Raw genomic sequence first — 17,133 nt, 5'->3', positions numbered from 1 at the left:
GGAATGTTAAAATGACGATACAGCTGCAAAAGCCGGATATCACCGAGCTGAAGCCACGCATCACCGTTTTCGGCGTTGGAGGTGGCGGCGGTAACGCTGTGAACAACATGATCACGGCTGGCCTTCAGGGCGTCGACTTCGTCGTTGCCAACACGGATGCACAGGCTCTGACGATGACGAAGGCCGACCGGGTTATCCAGCTCGGTGTCAACGTTACCGAAGGTCTGGGCGCGGGTTCGCAGCCGGAAGTCGGCCGCGCTGCTGCCGAAGAGTGCATCGATGAAATCATCGACCACCTGAACGGCACGCACATGTGCTTCGTCACTGCCGGCATGGGCGGTGGTACCGGTACAGGTGCTGCACCCGTCGTGGCACAGGCTGCCCGTAACAAGGGCATTCTGACGGTTGGCGTCGTGACAAAGCCTTTCCACTTCGAAGGCGGTCGCCGTATGCGTCTGGCCGAACAGGGCATCGAGGAACTGCAGAAGTCCGTCGATACGCTGATCGTCATTCCAAACCAGAACCTGTTCCGTATTGCCAACGACAAGACCACGTTTGCTGACGCATTTGCGATGGCCGACCAGGTTCTCTACTCCGGCGTTGCCTGCATTACCGACCTGATGGTGAAGGAAGGTCTTATCAACCTCGACTTCGCCGACGTTCGCTCAGTCATGCGCGAAATGGGCCGTGCGATGATGGGTACCGGCGAGGCTTCCGGCCAGGGCCGTGCCATGCAGGCTGCGGAAGCGGCGATTGCCAACCCATTGCTCGACGAAACATCGATGAAGGGTGCACAGGGCCTCCTGATCTCCATCACCGGTGGTCGCGACATGACCCTGTTCGAAGTCGACGAAGCTGCGACCCGTATTCGCGAAGAAGTCGATCCAGACGCAAACATCATCCTCGGCGCGACATTCGACGAAGCTCTGGAAGGTCTCATTCGCGTATCCGTCGTTGCCACCGGCATCGACCGCGTTCCTGGCCAGATGGAACGCAACGCCGAAGAGCTTCGCCAGGCTGCTGCTGCAAAGCCGCTTATCCGTCCTTCCGCGGCCGTTGCTTCTGCTCCGGCCGCAGTGCAGCCTGCCCCAGTCATGCAGGCACCAAAGACGACCGTAGACCCAATCGCCCAGACCATTCGCGATGCCGAAATGGAACGGGAACTGGCACTGGCGGCCGCTGAACAGCGTCTCCGTCAGGCCCAGGCAGAAGCCGAATTCCGCCCTCAGAGCAAGCTGTTCGCAGCCGCTCCAGCGGAAGCACCGGTTGCTGCTCGCCCCGCAGCACCAGTGCACACCGCACCAGTGCCTGCTTACCATGCGGCGGAACAGGTGGCAGCACCTGCACCCCGCATGCAGCAGGCACCGGCACCGGTTTATCACGAGCCAGCCCCTGTCGCCCGCGCCCCAGAGCCGGTCCGCATGCCGAAGGTCGAGGACTTCCCTCCAGTCGTCAAGGCTGAGATGGATCACCGCGCCCACCCGGCATCGGCTGTTCCTGAAGAGCGTGGCCCGATGGGCCTTCTGAAGCGGATCACCAATTCGCTCGGTCGCCGCGAAGAGGAAGAAGCCGTTCCATCCGACATGATGGACGCGCCAAGCCTGGCCAACCAGCAGCGTCGCCCGCTGTCGCAGGAGGCCAGCCTCTACGCACCGCGCCGTGGCAATCTGGACGATCATGGCCGTCAGACGCCTTCGTCTGCCAGCCAGCACGAGGACGACCAGCTTGAGATTCCGGCGTTCCTTCGCCGCCAGTCCAACTGATCTGCCGATTCTCTGCAATGCCAATACCCGGGTCCCAAAGACCCGGGTATTGTTGTCTTATAAGGCTGTGATTGCGCGGTTTTAGATTAGCTTTTTCAAAGATTTGGGTCTGTTACAAAGCGAAATCAACAGTGATTTGAGATAGGCACCCACTGTGCGTATGTATGACGATGAGACGAGAATATAACGCGGTTTCTCCGATGATTATTCCCCTCGGTTGAAATTTGGGCCATGCCGGGTTAGCAGGCTGGTTCACATGAAAAGGCAAGACTCGCATGACCATCGGACTGCTCGGTTTCCAGACAACGATCGCCAACCCCGTTCAGCTCAAGGGCATTGGCGTGCATTCAGGCAACCCGGTATCCATGACATTCCAGCCTGCGGAAGCGGGCACGGGCATCGTTTTCAGCCGCCAGTTCGACAATGGCACCTCCGTTGAGGTCAAGGCCGTTTCCGCCAATGTGGGCAACACCGACCTGTGCACCGTCATCGGTCGCTCGGCCACGCAATCCGTCGCGACAGTTGAACACGTCATGGCCGGTATCTACGCCATGGGCATCGACAACCTCATCGTTGAAGTCGACGGTCCTGAAGTGCCGATCATGGATGGCAGCTCTATGCCTTTCATCGAAGCCATCGAATCAGTCGGCATCGAGAACCTCGGCGTAAAGCGCCGCTATATCCGCATCGTGAAGCCTGTGCGCATCGAGGCCGGTGCTTCATGGGCCGAGTTCCGCCCGTATGATGGCACGCGCTTCGAAGTCGAAATCGATTTCGATACGCCGCTGATTGGTCGCCAGATCTGGAAGGGCGACCTGACGCCCGATACATTCAAGAACGAACTGTCGCGCGCCCGCACATTCGGCTTCATGCGTGATGTCGAGCGTCTGTGGGCCGCTGGTTATGCGCTGGGTTCCTCGCTTGAAAATTCCGTCGTCATTTCCGACGACAACACTGTGATCAACATGGAAGGCCTGCGTTACGAGAAGGACGAATTCGTCCGCCACAAGACGCTGGACGCCGTGGGCGATCTGGCCCTGGCAGGCACGCAGTTCATCGGCTGCTACCGTTCCTATCGCGGTGGCCACAAGGTCAATGCCAATGCTTTGAAGGCGCTGCTAAACGATTCGTCTGCCTATGAAATCGTCGAGGCTCCCGGCGCTCGCAGCCCGGTGGTTCGCGCACGGGAATTCGTTGCCATCCAGCAGTCCGAGTTTGCGCCCTGGTCGGCGTGAGTTATAGACACAAAAAATAAAAAGCCGTCCGTGTGGGCGGCTTTTTTGTATCGCGACCGAAAAACACAGTAAAATGGCGATGCAAGCCTTCAGATAAACATCGGCTACGACGTGCCATGCCATAAAAATGCGTTATTGCGTCATCATTGCGTTGCCCTGCGGACGCTTTTATGGCTAGAAACGCCACAGGAAAAGCCGATGTTCTGTATTTACGCGGAAGTGGGAACTAACGAATGAAGCGTGTAGTGTCTGGTGCGATGAATGGAACGGTACGGGGAGCGCTCGTATCGCTCATGCTGATTGGCGCCGGAACACTGGTGACAGCTTGCCAGTCCGACCCCGACATCGACATCACCAAGCTCGGCGTCGAAACCGATCCGCCTGACGTGCTCTACAAGCAGGGCCTCGCCAACATGAATGCCGGTAACATGACCGAAGCCGGTCGCAAGTTCTCGGCCATCGACAAGCAGTATCCTTTCACTGAGTGGGGCCAGAAGGCGCTGGTGATGAACACCTTCATCGCCACCCGCCAGAATAAGAATGAAGTCGCGATTGCATCCGGCACGCGCTTCCTCAAGCAATATCCCCGTGCCAAGGATGCGGCCTACGTTCAGTACATGATCGGTCTGGCCTATTCCAAGCAGATCGCCGACGTAACGCAGGATCAGCGCGCTGCACAGCGCACGATCGAGGCGATGAACAAGGTGGTCAACGATTACCCCGATTCGGAATATGTCGCAGATGCGCAGGCGAAGATCCGCTTTGCACGCGACCAGCTTGCCGGTCGCGAGATGCAGGTTGGCCGTTACTATCTTGAGCGCAAGGAATATCTTGCTGCCGTATCGCGCTTCCGAATCGTTGTTGAGCAGTACCAGAACACCAACCAGATCGAAGAAGCGCTGGCCCGTCTGACCGAAGCCTATTACGCCATGGGCCTTGCGGATGAAGCGCAGACTGCTGCTGCTGTTCTCGGCAACAACTATCCTGACAGCCAGTGGTACGACGATTCCTTCAAGCTGTTGAAGGGGCAGGGGCTTGCGCCTCGCGAAAACAGGGAATCCTGGATTTCCCGCGCCGGTAAAAAACTGGTGGGAGCCTGAGGACAGAGCATAAGCCATGTTGGTCCAGCTATCGATCCGCGACATCGTTCTGATCGAACGGCTCGACCTTGGGTTCGAGGCGGGCCTCTCCGTGCTGACTGGCGAAACGGGTGCCGGTAAATCCATTCTTCTCGACAGTCTGTCGCTGGCGCTCGGTGGGCGCGGCGATGGCGGCCTTGTGCGCCACGGCGAAGACAAGGGGCAGGTGACTGCCACCTTTGAAGTGGGCATGGAGCATCCCGCACGTGCCCTTCTGCGCGAAAACGGGCTGGATGATGATGGCGACCTGATTTTCCGCCGGGTTCAATCCGCCGATGGCCGCACCAAGGCCTATGTCAACGATCAGGCCGTTTCCGTTCAACTGATGCGCCAGCTTGGCCTGCACATGGTGGAAATCCACGGCCAGCATGACGACCGTGCGCTGGTGGACACCAACGCCCACCGCACGCTGCTGGATGCCTTTGCCGGGCTGACCGATGAAGCAGTGGCCATGCAGGCGCTGTACCGTACCTGGAAAGATGCCGAGCGCGGCCTGAAAGTGCACCGCGCCAAGGTGGAAGCTGCGGCCCGCGAGGCGGATTATTTGCGGGCATCTGTCGAAGAGCTTGAAGTGTTGTCGCCGCTCGATGGCGAAGAAGACGAGCTTGCCGAGCGCCGTGGCGTAATGCAGAAATCCGAACGTATTGCCGGCGATATCGGTGAGGCCAGCGAGTTTCTCAATGGCAACGCATCGCCAGTTCCGATGATTGCGTCGATGATGCGCCGTCTGGAACGCAAGAGCCACGAAGCACCAGGCCTGCTGGAAGAAACGGTGCAGTTGCTGGATGCTGCACTCGACAGCCTGTCGAACGCGCAGATGGAAGTCGAGGCAGCCCTTCGCCGCACGGAATTCGATCCACGCGAGCTGGAACGCGTCGAAGAGCGGCTGTTCGCGCTGCGCGCTGCCGGTCGCAAATATTCCGTGCCGGTCACGGAGCTTCCCGCACTTGCCGAGCGCATGGTGGCCGAGTTGGCCGATCTGGATGCCGGTGAGGAAAGACTGGGGCAGTTGGAAAAGCAGCTTGGCGTGGTGAAGGCTGATTTCGATCGCGCCGCCCAGTCGCTTTCCGAAAAACGCCACAACGCCGCTTCGGCGCTGTCAGAAGCTGTCATGGCCGAACTTCCGGCGCTGAAGCTGGAACGTGCGCGCTTTACCGTTGAAGTGACCAGCGATGCAGCGTCTGCCTCGGCTGATGGCATCGATGTCGTAGAGTTCCATGTTCAGACCAACCCCGGCACGCGTCCCGGGCCGATCATGAAAGTGGCGTCGGGTGGCGAGCTCTCGCGCTTCCTGCTGGCGCTGAAGGTTGCGTTGGCAGATCGTGGTTCGGCGCCCACGCTGGTCTTCGACGAAATCGACACGGGCGTCGGTGGTGCGGTGGCGGATGCCATCGGCCAGCGGTTGAAGCGCCTCTCGAAAACCGTTCAGGTTCTGTCGGTGACCCACGCGCCGCAGGTGGCGGCACGCGCTGGCACACATTTGCTGATCTCAAAGGGACCATCCGGCGACGGCACGGAACGCATTGCGACCCGCGTTGCCACGATGCAGCCCGAACACCGCACCGAAGAAATCGCCCGCATGCTGGCCGGTGCCTCGGTGACGGATGAGGCGAGGGCGGCGGCTGCAAAGCTGCTGGCGGCGCAGGATTAACGGCTGACCGCCACCGCAACCCCAGAACCGATCATCACGCCACCTGCGGTGCGATTGACGCGCCGCACGATCTTTTCAGAGCGCAGCAATGTGCGGGCGCGCACGGCGAGTGCGACATGGCCGCCGATGACGAGGGCTTCAACAGTCAGGATGACACCCGCCAGCGCGGCGAGATGATCCACCGTCAGCGAGGCTCCGACCACGTTCGGCAGCAGCGCCACATAAAACAGCGGCATTTTCGGATTGCCGAGGTTGAGCGCCATGCCGGTCGCGAAGATCGACAACAGGTTGCCGCGCGCCTTCACGGCTTGCAATTCCGGCACCACGGGTTCCGCCGTCCATAGTTTGATGCCCATCCAGATCAGATAGGCCGCGCCCGCATATCGCAGGACCGTCATCACCGTTCCCATTTCGGCGGCAAGGATGGATAAGCCGAATGCGGCCAGCGTCAGGAAGATGAGGATGCCTGCGACGGTTCCGGCGCCATAGGCAAGGCCGGATGCCGCACCGTGGGTTATCGTGCGAGCGACGATGGTCATATTGTCAGGGCCGGGACTGGCGGCAAAAACGAAGAAGGCGGCGGCGAATGCGATGAGCGTCGTCATGTCCATGGTTGTATCCCCGTTGCTGCTCACTCCCGGAAATCAGATTACGCGAAAGCTTGGCGTTGAAAAGTGGGCAGGCTGCGTTAAAAACAACTTCGATTCCTGCACGAGGCGAGCCCCATGTCCCAAGACCAGACCCCTGTTGAAAAACTGTCCGAGCTTGAGGCGTCTGCCGAGCTTGCCTTTCTGGCAGCAGAGCTTGCGAGGCATGATGCGCTCTATCACGGCAATGATGCGCCTGAAGTATCGGACGCCGAATATGATGCGCTGAAGCGCCGCAACGACGCCATCGAGGCGGCGTTCCCCGATCTTGTCAGGGCGGACAGCCCATCGAAGAAAGTCGGCTTTGCGCCTCTGCCTACCTTCGCGCCCATCGTCCATGCGCGGCCCATGCTGTCGCTCGGCAATGCGTTTTCCGATGAAGACGTGCAGGACTTCGTGGCATCGGTCTATCGCTTCCTCGGCAACCTGCCGGATGATTCGATTGCCTTTACCGCGGAGCCGAAGATCGACGGCCTCTCGATGTCGATCCGCTACGAGAACGGCAAGCTGAAAACGGCGGCGACCCGTGGCGATGGCACGACGGGCGAGAACGTGACCGCCAATATCCTGACCATCACGGAAATCCCTAACAGCTTGCCCAAGGGCGTGCCTGACGTGGTGGAGGTGCGCGGTGAGGTCTATATGGCCAAGAGCGATTTTCTGGCACTGAACGCGCAGATGGAAGCCGAGGGCAAGCAGACCTACGTCAACCCGCGCAACACGGCCTCCGGCTCGCTGCGGCAGTTGGATGCGACTGTGACAGCCAAGCGCAAGCTGCGTTTCTTCGCCTATGCCTTGGGTGAGGTATCCGATGGCGGCCAGCCGACGCGCATTGCCGATACGCAATTCGGCATCGTGGAAAAATTCAGGGAATGGGGCTTTCCGGTGAACCCCTTCATGAAGCGATTCACTTCCGCCCAGCAACTGATTGAACACTATCAGGAAATCGGCATCGCGAGACCTGATCTCGATTACGATATCGATGGCGTTGTCTACAAGGTCGACCGTCTGGATTTGCAGGAACGCCTTGGCTTCCGATCCCGCAGCCCGCGCTGGGCGACCGCGCATAAGTTCCCGGCGGAACAGGCTTTCACGACTGTCGAAAAGATCGAGATACAGGTTGGCCGCACCGGTGCCTTGACGCCGGTTGCGCGGCTGACGCCGATCACGGTCGGCGGTGTCGTCGTCACCAACGCCACGCTGCACAATGCCGATTACATCGAAGGCATTGGCAATAATGGCGAGCGCATTCGCCCCGAGGATCACGATATCCGCGTGGGTGATACGGTTATTGTGCAGCGGGCGGGGGATGTCATTCCGCAGGTGCTGGATGTTCTGCTGGAAAAGCGGGCGGCGGATTCAGTGGCCTATGAGTTCCCTAGGAAATGCCCGGTCTGCGGCAGTCACGCCGTGCGTGAGCGCAATGAGAAAACCGGCAAGCTGGATTCGGTGACCCGCTGCACCGGTGGTTTCGTGTGCCGTGCGCAGGCGATGGAGCATCTCAAGCATTTCGTCTCGCGCAACGCCTTCGATATTGAAGGTCTCGGCACCAAGCAGATCGATTTCTTCTTCGAAAGCGAAGATCCGGCCCTTTCGGTGAAAACCGCACCTGACATCTTCACACTGAAAAAGCGGCAGGAAGATTCGCACCTCACAAAGCTTGAGAACATAGACGGCTTCGGCAAGACCAGCGTCAAGAAGCTGTTCGACGCCATTGATGCGCGCCGTGAGATCGACCTTAACAGGCTGATCTTCGCGCTCGGCATCCGCCATGTGGGCGAGACGACGGCGAAACTGCTGGCGCGCAGCTATGGCACCTATCAGCATTTCGAAGAAGCGATGAAGGCCGCCGCTGACGTGACCGGTGATGCCTGGAACGAGCTCAACAGCATCGACGGCATTGGCGAAGTCGTGGCCCGGGCCATCGTGGAGTTCTACAAGGAGCCACGTAACCTCGACGTCATCGACCGGCTGATGAAAGAGCTGCGCCCGAAGGAAGCCGAACAGCCGACGACGGACGGCAGCCCGGTGGCAGGCAAAACGGTAGTCTTCACAGGTTCACTTGTGAAATTCACCCGCGACGAAGCAAAGGCCCGTGCCGAAAGCCTCGGTGCCAAGGTGGCTGGTTCCGTGTCCAAAAAGACGGACTACGTGGTGGCCGGACCGGGTGCGGGCTCCAAGCTGGACAAGGCGCGAGAGCTTGGCGTGCAGACGATGGATGAGGATGAGTGGCTGGCGCTGATTGCGGGGTAGCTTCGATTTATCCTGCAGCCGTTACAGCACCTTCTCGGATATTTTTTTGCGAAACACCCGCCCATCAATCGCGACCAATCCACCAGCTATCATTGCAATGCCGATGAAATGTTTCGCTTCCAACTGTTCGCCCAGCACAAGAGAGCCCAGCAGAATGGCGCTGACAGGGATGAGGAAGGTGACAAGCGCCAGGTTCGTGGCGCCTGCTGAGGAGAGGATGCGGAAGAAGATGAGGTAGGCGAGGGCTGTGGAGAGGAGGGCGATGCCGAGCAGGGCGGCCCAGACTTCGCCGCTTGGCATGGCGAGCGACCACGGCTGGTCGATGATGAGGGCCAGCGGAATGAGCATGATGGAGGATGCGGAAATCTGCCCGGTGGCGGTGACGAGCGGTGGTACGCCCATGGTTTTGAAGCGACGGCCGAAGATACCGGCGAAGGCGTAGGAGATTGCCGCGCCGAGAATGGCGAGTTGGCCCCAGAGGCTGGAGCTTTCGCCGGTCAGTGCCGCCGGGCCGATCATGGTGGCGACACCGGCGAAACCGATGATGATGCCTGCCAGCTTGTTGATGGTCAGCTTTTCATCGTTCGTCAGCAGATGTGCAACGATGACGGTGAAAAGCGGTGTGGTGGCGTTGAGAATGGAGGCGACGCCGCTGGCGATATGGGTCTGGCCCCAGACGATGAGGCAGAAGGGAATGATGTTGTTGAGCAGACCCATGCCGAAGAAGGCGCGCAACACCTGGGGCGCTTTGGGCATGCGATAGCCCATAATGCGGCAGACGGTGAGCAGGGCAAGTGCTGCGATCGAGACGCGCAATGTCACGATGGTGACGGGCGGGAGTTCTTTCACCGCGATGCCGACGAAGAAGAACGATCCGCCCCACAGGATCGACAAGGCAACCAGCAATGCCCATTCACTCGCATTCATCTGTTTATGCACGGCCACGTTCGATGTCCCCTCGCCATTTATTCTGGCTTTTGTGTAATCCGCTCACATGCGCGTGACCACCCGATTCCTGTGGGCAGTTCATTTTCGCGTCTGTTTGCTTTATGCCGTGCAAAGAGCAAACGGGAATCACCACTTGAAGACCATCGCCATCGATTTTGAAACCGCCAATGAAGAGCGTGGCAGCGCTTGCTCCGTTGGATTGGCGTGGATCGAGGATGGACGGATCGTGCGGGTGGAAGAGCGGTTGATCCGCCCGAGGGATATGCGGTTTTCCCCGTTCAACGTTGCCATCCACGGCATTAGACCCGGCGACGTGGAAGACGCGCCGGAATTTCCCGAGGTGATGGACGAGTTCATCGATGATCTCCGCGATTCGACGATGATTGCGCACAACGCGGCCTTCGATTTCAGCGTCATGCGGGCGAGTTTCGATAAGTATCGCCAGAGCTATCCGCAGCTTTCCTATTTTTGCAGCGTGAAGATGTCGCAACGCGTCTGGCCGTCGCTGCCATCGCACAAGCTCAATATCATTGCTCACCATCTGCAATTGCGCTTCGTGCACCACAATGCTGCCGAAGACGCCGTTGTCTGCGCGGCGGCATCGATTGCGGCGGCCAAAGCGCTTGCCGTCGAGCACATCCACCACATCCCCGAAAAGATCGGCATGGTGGCCGGGCGGCTACACGCCACAGGCTACGCGCCCTGCACCATGAGAAAACGCTGATATCACGTCTTGTTGTACGCCTGCGCAGACCTATCTCTATGGCAGTTCATGTGAGGGTTTGGGTTATGGCTAAAGCGTTTCGTTCTCTGGTGGTTGCGGGCCTTGCCCTGTTGCCGGTTGCCGCAGTTGCGCAGGTTGTTGGCAAGGTCGGTGTGGACTGGACCGGCAACGACATCGTGGTCGAGGCCATCGCAGATCCCAAGGTCAAGGGCGTGACCTGCCACGTTACCTATTTCGACCGTGGTGTGATTGACCGTTTGAAAAACGGCAACTGGTTCGAAGACCCTTCCAACAACGCGATTTCCTGCAGCCAGACCGGTCCGGTCGAGGTGGGCGATATCGACCTGGACAAGGAGGGCGAGGAAGTCTTCCGGCAGGGTATGTCGCTCGTTTGGAAGAAGATGGTCGTTAACCGGATTTACGACAAGGCCAACGACACGCTGGTCTACCTCGTTCACACCCGCGAATTGACGGATGGTTCCGCCAAGATGGCGATTTCCACGGTGCCGCTTTATGGGCAGACGGTGACGTGGGCGAAGGGCAAGCCTTGAGTTCTCTTCCGTCATTCCGGCCTTGAGCCGGAATCCAGCAGCGCCGCGTCTGCGGCGCTAAAGAGTCTTTTGACCGCGCAGACGCGCGGTCACTGGATACCGGGTCAGGCCCGGTATGACGGAGGAGAGGTGGTCGTTAAACGTCAAAACGGCGAGCTTTAGGCCCGCCGTTCGCGTTCGTGAACTGTATTTGGCCTCAAGCGGCTTCGCGCGAAAGCTCGTCGGCGATGACGGTGTCGAGGTTGAGGAAGCAGACCATGCTCTTTTCCAGTGCCACGATGCCGCGGCAGAAGTTGCGCTGCTCTTCGGGGATGATTTCAGGTGCTGGCTGAAGGTCTTCGGATTTGATGGTCATCATGTCGGAGACCTGTTCGACCAGAAGGCCGACCAACTTGCCGCCGATGTCGGTGACGATGATGGCGGAGCGCTCGGATGGTTCGGTCATCTTCATGCCCAGACGGCATGCCATGTCGATGACGGGAATAACTGCGCCGCGAAGGTTGATGAGGCCGAGAACGTAAGGCGGTGTGTGTGGCATCGGTGTCACCGGCGCCCAACCGCGAATTTCGCGGATCGCCATGATGTCGATGCAGAATTCCTGATCGCCGAGATGAAAGGACACGATTTCCAGATATGCGCCGGATTGTTTGATGGCGTTCGACATGGTCGCACTTTTCCTGACGGCTCTCTTGGCTGGCCGAATGTGGTTTGGAACATAATGCGGTGTCGGACCAATGTCCCGGTGACGTCATGTCGTGCGCTTATGCGGACCGCTGGCGATGATCATGCGCAAAAACCATTTAACTTTTCCTAACGGCAGGCTTTAAACATCACATCATCGTTGTTTCACGCTGGCTTTTTTGCGAGTATATTTGTGAGATGAGAGAGTTACTCGCCAGTCCCGTAAAAATGCTTGGCATTGCCGCCGCTACCTGCGGTGCGTTGTTGCTTGCCATCGTCACGTTTCAGGGCTGGATACGGCATGGCACGGATATTTTCCTGTCTTCCGTGCAAAGCGGCATCGCCTGGTGCTTTTGAGACAAATCAGCGCATTGGCCGCGATCACCCTCTTCTTGAATTGCAGACAGGCGGCAGCGTGAGATAGAAGCGGCGCATAGGCTGGTTCTGTGCTGATCGGGGAATGGCATGAAAAATTTTCGCATTGCGCTTTGGGGTGCCGTGGTCGTGTTGATGGGCGTTATGGCCTGGCTAACGATGGAACTGACCAAGAGCCGCGACCAGATGGTCGAGGAAGTCTACGGCACGCCTTTCCAGCTGGTTGCGCAAAACGGCCAGCCAATTACCGAAAAAGCCTTTCAGGGCAAGCCGACCGCGCTGTTTTTCGGCTTTACCCATTGCCCGGAAGTCTGCCCCACCACCTTGTTCGAGTTGAATGGCTGGATGGAGAAGGTCGATCCGGCAGGCGACAAGATGCAGGCCTATTTCGTCTCGGTCGATCCTGAGCGCGATACGCCTGAAATTCTCAACCAGTACATCTCCAATGTCTCCAAGCGCATCACCGGCATCACCGGCGTGCCGGATAAGATTGCCGAGACGTTGAAGGGTTACCGCATCTACGCCAAGAAGGTGCCGGTGGACGACAAGGACCCGAGCGGCGAATACACCATGGATCATACCGCCTCTGTCATTCTGCTCGACGCAAAGGGACGCTTCGCCGGAACCATTGCCTACGGCGAAAATCCCGATACGGCGGTGCAGAAACTGCAAAATCTGACGAAGACCTGATCGCCGACGCATAATCTCGCTCTTGCCGCATTGGACTGGCTGGAGATTTATGGCAAAGGCTGACGGCTGTAACCTATCTGTAGAAAGCGTGAGCCGTGAGCGAAATTCGTCTTTTTGTGACCACCACTGAAGTTCAGGCTGGCGAAGTGCTGGACCTGCTGTCTGAGGTCTTCGGCGAAGAGGATGTGGCGATTGCCACGACCGAGGTGGATGAGAAGCGCGATATCTGGGAGGCCTCGGTCTATCTGCTGATGGCCGATGAGGAAGAGACCCGCGAACGCGTCGAAGATGCGCTGAACGTCCCGTTCCCTGATCTCAAGCTCGAACGCGAAGTCATTCCCGATGTCGACTGGATTGCCAAGTCGCTGGAAGGTTTGAAGCCCGTGCGGGCAGGGCGGTTCATCGTCCACGGCTCGCATGACCGGGACAAGGTTCGGATCAACGACATCGCCATCGAAATCGAGGCCGGTCAGGCCTTCGGTACCGGTCACCATGGCACCACTGCTGGCTGCCTGGAAATGATCGAGCAGGTGCTGCGCGCGCGGACTATTCGCAACGCACTGGACCTTGGAACCGGCAGTGGTGTTCTCGCCATCGCGGTTGCCAAGATGCGCCCGGTGCCGGTTCTGGCAACAGATATCGATCCCGTCGCCATCAAGGTCGCGAAGGAAAATGCGCGCCTGAACGGCATCGTCTCCGGCATGGCGCTGGAAACGGCACCCGGCTTTCATTCCGATTCCTTCCGCAAGCACGGACCTTTCGACCTCATCATCGCCAACATTCTGGCGCGTCCGCTGATCAAGATGGCGCCGCAACTGGTGACGCATCTGGCACCCGGCGGCACCGTCATCCTGTCCGGCATTCTGGCGTCGCAACGCTGGAAGGTGCTGTCGGCCTATAACGGCATGCACCTCAGCCACGTCAGAACCATCTGGCGCAATGGCTGGGTCACGATCCATCTGCGTCGCGACTGATAAGCAAACGAAAAAGGCGACGCTTGCGCGCCGCCTTTTCGATCGGTCTTGATGACCGAACCCGCGAGCTTTGGGAGGAGAAGCTCAAGCGGTCATTTTATGGGTGCTTCGAGAAGCGCCGTTGCGGCGATTACCAGTAGGAGTAGCTGCCCTTTGCCTTGCTGCTCAGTTCGGCACGGTTTCTACCGATGGCAGCCAGCGTGGAGTCGTCGAGGCTGAGCAATGCGCGGCTGACATAGCGGTCTGCTTTGCGGGCGCGTGCTTCAACAACCCGGTCGTATGCGTTGCGAAAAAACGAATTTGCCATTGCTTTGGTCCTTATCCCTTGGGCTTTCCGTTGCCCTTGTGGTGCTATCTATATAGGCCGAATGTTTGCCTTGAGTTAGGAGGGTATCGACAATGGAGGCATGCATCTGTCGCATGTCTTAGTCATAAGGTCACCGGTTTCTCCTGTGCAATGCTCAATATCTGTGCGGAAAATATCTGCTCTTCGGCTTCTGCCGCTTTCATCTGGACCATCGCAATGCTGGCGGGCTATGGTCCCTGTGAAATCCAGCAGTTCGGAAAGCAGTTCATGTTTCAGTCCTTCGAAAACAAATCCACCCCGCAGTTTGGCAAGACCCGCGTCGAGGCGCTGCGTGCAACATTCGATACACTCGACATCGATGGCTTTCTGGTGCCGCGCGCCGATGAATATCAGGGCGAATATGTTCCCGAATCGGCTGAGCGACTGGCTTGGCTGACGGGCTTCACAGGTTCTGCCGGGGTTGTGCTGGTCACACGCACTCAGGCTATCGTCTTCGTGGATGGCCGCTATACCACCCAGCTTGCCTCGCAGGTCGACCCGGCCGTGTTTACCGGTGGCGATCTGGTGGGGGCGCCGCCTGCCAAGTGGCTGGCGGATCATGCGCCTGATGGCTTCCGCCTCGGCATCGACCCCTGGCTGCACACCGGCGCGGAAGTGACGCGTTTCGAGACGGCTTTGTCCGAAAAGGGCGGTTCGGTCGTTCTGTTGGAGAGCAATCCGCTTGATCCCCTGTGGGAAGGCCGCCCGGCAGAACCGCTCGAGCCTGTCATTCTCCAGCCTGACAATGTGACCGGCATTCCGGCCACGGCAAAAATTGCGACGATTGGCGAGATCGTGTCGGCGCGCAAGGCGCAGGCCGTTCTGGTGACTGATCCATCGTCGATCGCCTGGATTTTCAACATTCGTGGCAATGACGTGCCGCACACACCGCATCCACTGGCGCGCGCCATCATCTACGCCGACGGCAAGGCCGATCTGTTTGTGGACGAACGCAAGGTGGGCGATGAAGTGGGTGCCTATCTCGCGCCCCTCGCCACGCTGTTGGCGCCCACTGAAATTGCCGCGCGTCTGCACGCCATCGCCAGCGCTGCCGGGCGCATTCTGGCCGATACAGATGTCACACCGGTTGCGCTGACATTGTCCATTACCGAGGCTGGCGGCGCGGTGGTGACCGCACCGGACCCGGTCAAGCTGCCGCGAGCCTGCAAGAACGAAGCCGAGATTGCCGGTTCTGCCGCAGCCCACGTGCAGGACGGTGCCGCCATGGTGGAGTTTCTGGCGTGGCTGGATGGCCAGCAGCCGGGTTCGCTCACCGAAATCAAGGCCGTGGAGGCGCTGGAAGCTGCACGCGCGCGGGTTGGCCAGACCATGCAGAACCCGCTTAAGGACATCTCGTTCGATACGATTTCCGGTGCGGGTGAAAACGCGGCGATCATGCACTATCGCGTAACGACGCAGAGCGACCGCCGCATCAATGACGGCGAAATGTTCCTGATCGATTCAGGTGCGCAATACATCAACGGCACGACGGATATCACCCGCACCGTGGCCATCGGCAATGTGCCCGAGGAGCAGAAGCGGTTCTTCACGCTGGTGCTCAAGGGCTTCATTGCCATCAGTCTTGCGCGTTTCCCTAAGGGTACACGCGGGTGCGATCTCGATCCTCTGGCGCGCATTGCGCTGTGGAAAGCTGGAGCGGACTTTGCCCATGGCACGGGCCACGGCGTCGGCTCCTATCTTTCGGTGCATGAGGGGCCGCAGCGTATCTCGCGCGTGTCGCAGCAGGAGCTGCTGCCGGGCATGATCCTGTCGAACGAGCCGGGATATTACCGGCCCGGCGCATTCGGCATCCGAATCGAAAACCTCGTTCACGTTCGCGAGGCAGAGCCTGTCGAAGGCGGTGACCTGCCGATGCTTTCATTCGAGACGCTGACCTGGTGCCCGGTGGACCGACGCCTGATCGTCGTTTCGCTGCTGACGGAAGAGGAGTTGGCGTGGCTGAACAGCTATCACGCGCAGGTTCGCGAAAAGCTGATGCCGCTGATATCAGATGCCGATGTTCAGCAGTGGCTGGTTGCCGCTACCGCCGAAATCAAGCGATAGAAAAATAGCGCATCGCCACGACAAGCGCCCAGCCTGATACCAGCATGATCAGGCCGGGAAAGCGCAATCCGACGATGAGCGCGAAGATCATGCCAAGCTTGACCTCGTATCCGCCTTCGAAAAAGGCGGGTGCGACCAGCGTCGTCAGCACCGCTACGGGAACGGCGTTGAGACCGGCCTCTACACGGGGAGGGATGGTCTTCATGCGCGTCATCAGCACATAGCCGCCGACGCGAGTAAAATAGGTCGCCACAGCACCCGCAAAGATGATGATCAGCGTCTGCAAGTCGAACATCGCGCCCATCACACGGCCTCCACTTTGGTCACGCTGTCATCGGTTTTTGCAGGCGGAAGAATGACGGCGAGCAGAATGCCTGTCGCCGCGCCGATGCTGACATGCCAGGGCGAACCGACGAAATGATAGGCGGCGATGGCGCCCACGGCGCTGGCCAGCATGACGGGATAGAAGCTGGCGCGCTTGCGAAAGCCAAGAACCATGCCCATGAAATAGATGGGCAGAAGCACATCCAGCCCAGCGGCCTTGGGATCGCCGATGAGGTTGCCGAGTGAGGCGCCGAGCACCGTCGATACCATCCACAGCACGTAGACGATGACGGCGTATCCCATATAACAGGCGAAGTTGACGCTTCCATTGGTCTCCTTCAGCCGCACGGATTCGGCAAATTGCGGATCGACCAGGAAAAAGAAGCCAAAGGCTTTCTTGGCGAAGGACCATTCCGGCACGATGCGCACCATGGCTGCCGAGTAGAGAATATGCCGGAAATTGACGGCGAAGATGGACAGCACCACCAGCCATGCCGGCAGGTTCTGATTGAACAGCTCTATGCCGACCAGCTGGCTTGCGCCCGCATAGATCACGCCGCTCATTAGCGTTGCCTCGTAAATGGTGAGGCCATTATCGATAGCGACGGCACCGAACAGCGCGCCGAAGGGAAAAACGGCGAGGGCGACGGGCAATCCGAGGCGGATGCCGGACTGAAATGTTGCATGGATCATGGGATAAACCGGTCCTGTGCCGGAAAGACATTCTATGAGTGCCGCTCGTACCGCGTGACGTTTTTCAACACAAAC

16 protein-coding genes are annotated in these 17,133 nt (G+C 59.1%); 10 read left to right on the top strand and 6 right to left on the bottom strand.

Going from position 1 to position 17,133, the window contains the following annotated elements:
* Nucleotides 1-11: 11 nt before the first annotated feature.
* From ftsZ to recN, 4 genes are all read left to right on the top strand, one after another.
* Entirely contained in the window at nt 12-1,763 is a 1,752-nt protein-coding gene (gene ftsZ, locus HRR99_RS09945) for a cell division protein FtsZ (protein WP_111837961.1), read from the top strand.
* A 275-nt stretch (nt 1,764-2,038) separates the two neighbouring features.
* Complete coding sequence (gene lpxC, locus HRR99_RS09940; RefSeq protein ID WP_233121479.1) at nt 2,039-2,998, top strand: UDP-3-O-acyl-N-acetylglucosamine deacetylase; 960 nt, start codon at nt 2,039-2,041, stop codon at nt 2,996-2,998.
* Between the two features lie 233 nt (nt 2,999-3,231).
* On the top strand, nt 3,232-4,098 hold the full coding sequence (locus HRR99_RS09935; RefSeq protein ID WP_111837963.1) for an outer membrane protein assembly factor BamD: 867 nt from the start codon (nt 3,232-3,234) through the stop codon (nt 4,096-4,098).
* Nucleotides 4,099-4,114: 16 nt separating this feature from the next.
* Nucleotides 4,115-5,788 (top strand): DNA repair protein RecN, encoded by a 1,674-nt coding sequence (gene recN / locus HRR99_RS09930; protein ID WP_233121478.1) that lies wholly within the window; start codon nt 4,115-4,117, stop codon nt 5,786-5,788.
* Here recN and HRR99_RS09925 read toward each other — a convergent pair.
* Nucleotides 5,785-6,399 (bottom strand): LysE family translocator, encoded by a 615-nt coding sequence (locus HRR99_RS09925; protein WP_233121476.1) that lies wholly within the window; start codon nt 6,397-6,399, stop codon nt 5,785-5,787. The two genes, recN and HRR99_RS09925, sit on opposite strands and share 4 nt — an antisense overlap.
* Nucleotides 6,400-6,513: 114 nt before the next feature.
* Between HRR99_RS09925 and ligA the strand changes: the two genes are divergently transcribed.
* The gene (gene ligA, locus HRR99_RS09920; protein ID WP_233121474.1) at nt 6,514-8,688 is read left to right on the top strand and encodes an NAD-dependent DNA ligase LigA; all 2,175 of its coding nucleotides are present in this window, start codon (nt 6,514-6,516) and stop codon (nt 8,686-8,688) included.
* Nucleotides 8,689-8,709: 21 nt separating this feature from the next.
* Here ligA and HRR99_RS09915 read toward each other — a convergent pair whose 3' ends face one another.
* Nucleotides 8,710-9,615 carry a DMT family transporter gene (locus tag HRR99_RS09915; RefSeq protein WP_233123472.1) on the bottom strand — a complete coding sequence of 302 codons (906 nt, stop codon included), beginning with the start codon at nt 9,613-9,615 and terminating at the stop codon, nt 8,710-8,712.
* Nucleotides 9,616-9,769: 154 nt separating this feature from the next.
* Here HRR99_RS09915 and HRR99_RS09910 point away from each other — a divergent pair, with 154 nt between their 5' ends.
* Together HRR99_RS09910 and HRR99_RS09905 are read left to right on the top strand one after the other, a co-directional pair.
* Nucleotides 9,770-10,360, top strand: coding sequence for a 3'-5' exonuclease (locus HRR99_RS09910; RefSeq protein WP_045228952.1), 591 nt, complete (start codon nt 9,770-9,772; stop codon nt 10,358-10,360).
* A gap of 65 nt (nt 10,361-10,425) precedes the next feature.
* Nucleotides 10,426-10,911 carry a CreA family protein gene (locus HRR99_RS09905; RefSeq protein WP_173997623.1) on the top strand — a complete coding sequence of 162 codons (486 nt, stop codon included), beginning with the start codon at nt 10,426-10,428 and terminating at the stop codon, nt 10,909-10,911.
* A 196-nt stretch (nt 10,912-11,107) separates the two neighbouring features.
* Here the strand turns inward: HRR99_RS09905 and HRR99_RS09900 are convergent, their stop codons facing one another.
* Nucleotides 11,108-11,575 carry a chemotaxis protein CheW gene (locus HRR99_RS09900; protein WP_045228851.1) on the bottom strand — a complete coding sequence of 156 codons (468 nt, stop codon included), beginning with the start codon at nt 11,573-11,575 and terminating at the stop codon, nt 11,108-11,110.
* Between the two features lie 482 nt (nt 11,576-12,057).
* Here HRR99_RS09900 and HRR99_RS09895 point away from each other — a divergent pair, with 482 nt between their 5' ends.
* Together HRR99_RS09895 and HRR99_RS09890 are read left to right on the top strand one after the other, a co-directional pair.
* Complete coding sequence (locus HRR99_RS09895; protein ID WP_233121473.1) at nt 12,058-12,657, top strand: SCO family protein; 600 nt, start codon at nt 12,058-12,060, stop codon at nt 12,655-12,657.
* A gap of 95 nt (nt 12,658-12,752) precedes the next feature.
* Nucleotides 12,753-13,631 carry a 50S ribosomal protein L11 methyltransferase gene (locus HRR99_RS09890; protein WP_233121471.1) on the top strand — a complete coding sequence of 293 codons (879 nt, stop codon included), beginning with the start codon at nt 12,753-12,755 and terminating at the stop codon, nt 13,629-13,631.
* Nucleotides 13,632-13,761: 130 nt separating this feature from the next.
* Here the strand turns inward: HRR99_RS09890 and HRR99_RS09885 are convergent, their stop codons facing one another.
* Nucleotides 13,762-13,938 carry a hypothetical protein gene (locus HRR99_RS09885; protein ID WP_233121470.1) on the bottom strand — a complete coding sequence of 59 codons (177 nt, stop codon included), beginning with the start codon at nt 13,936-13,938 and terminating at the stop codon, nt 13,762-13,764.
* A 267-nt stretch (nt 13,939-14,205) separates the two neighbouring features.
* Between HRR99_RS09885 and HRR99_RS09880 the strand changes: the two genes are divergently transcribed.
* On the top strand, nt 14,206-16,041 hold the full coding sequence (locus HRR99_RS09880; RefSeq protein WP_233123471.1) for an aminopeptidase P family protein: 1,836 nt from the start codon (nt 14,206-14,208) through the stop codon (nt 16,039-16,041).
* Here the strand turns inward: HRR99_RS09880 and HRR99_RS09875 are convergent.
* Together HRR99_RS09875 and HRR99_RS09870 are read right to left on the bottom strand one after the other, a co-directional pair.
* Complete coding sequence (locus tag HRR99_RS09875; RefSeq protein WP_422387260.1) at nt 16,031-16,345, bottom strand: AzlD family protein; 315 nt, start codon at nt 16,343-16,345, stop codon at nt 16,031-16,033. The genes HRR99_RS09880 and HRR99_RS09875 overlap by 11 nt on opposite strands.
* Nucleotides 16,345-17,058 (bottom strand): AzlC family ABC transporter permease, encoded by a 714-nt coding sequence (locus HRR99_RS09870; RefSeq protein ID WP_233121468.1) that lies wholly within the window; start codon nt 17,056-17,058, stop codon nt 16,345-16,347. Before HRR99_RS09870 ends, HRR99_RS09875 begins: the two co-directional genes overlap by 1 nt.
* Nucleotides 17,059-17,133: the final 75 nt, after the last annotated feature.

Source organism: Agrobacterium vaccinii, assembly GCF_021310995.1.
In the GTDB taxonomy this organism is placed as follows: domain Bacteria; phylum Pseudomonadota; class Alphaproteobacteria; order Rhizobiales; family Rhizobiaceae; genus Agrobacterium; species Agrobacterium vaccinii.
The sequence above is the reverse complement of the archived record's forward strand: the minus strand, read 5'-3'. Positions and strand labels throughout refer to the sequence as shown.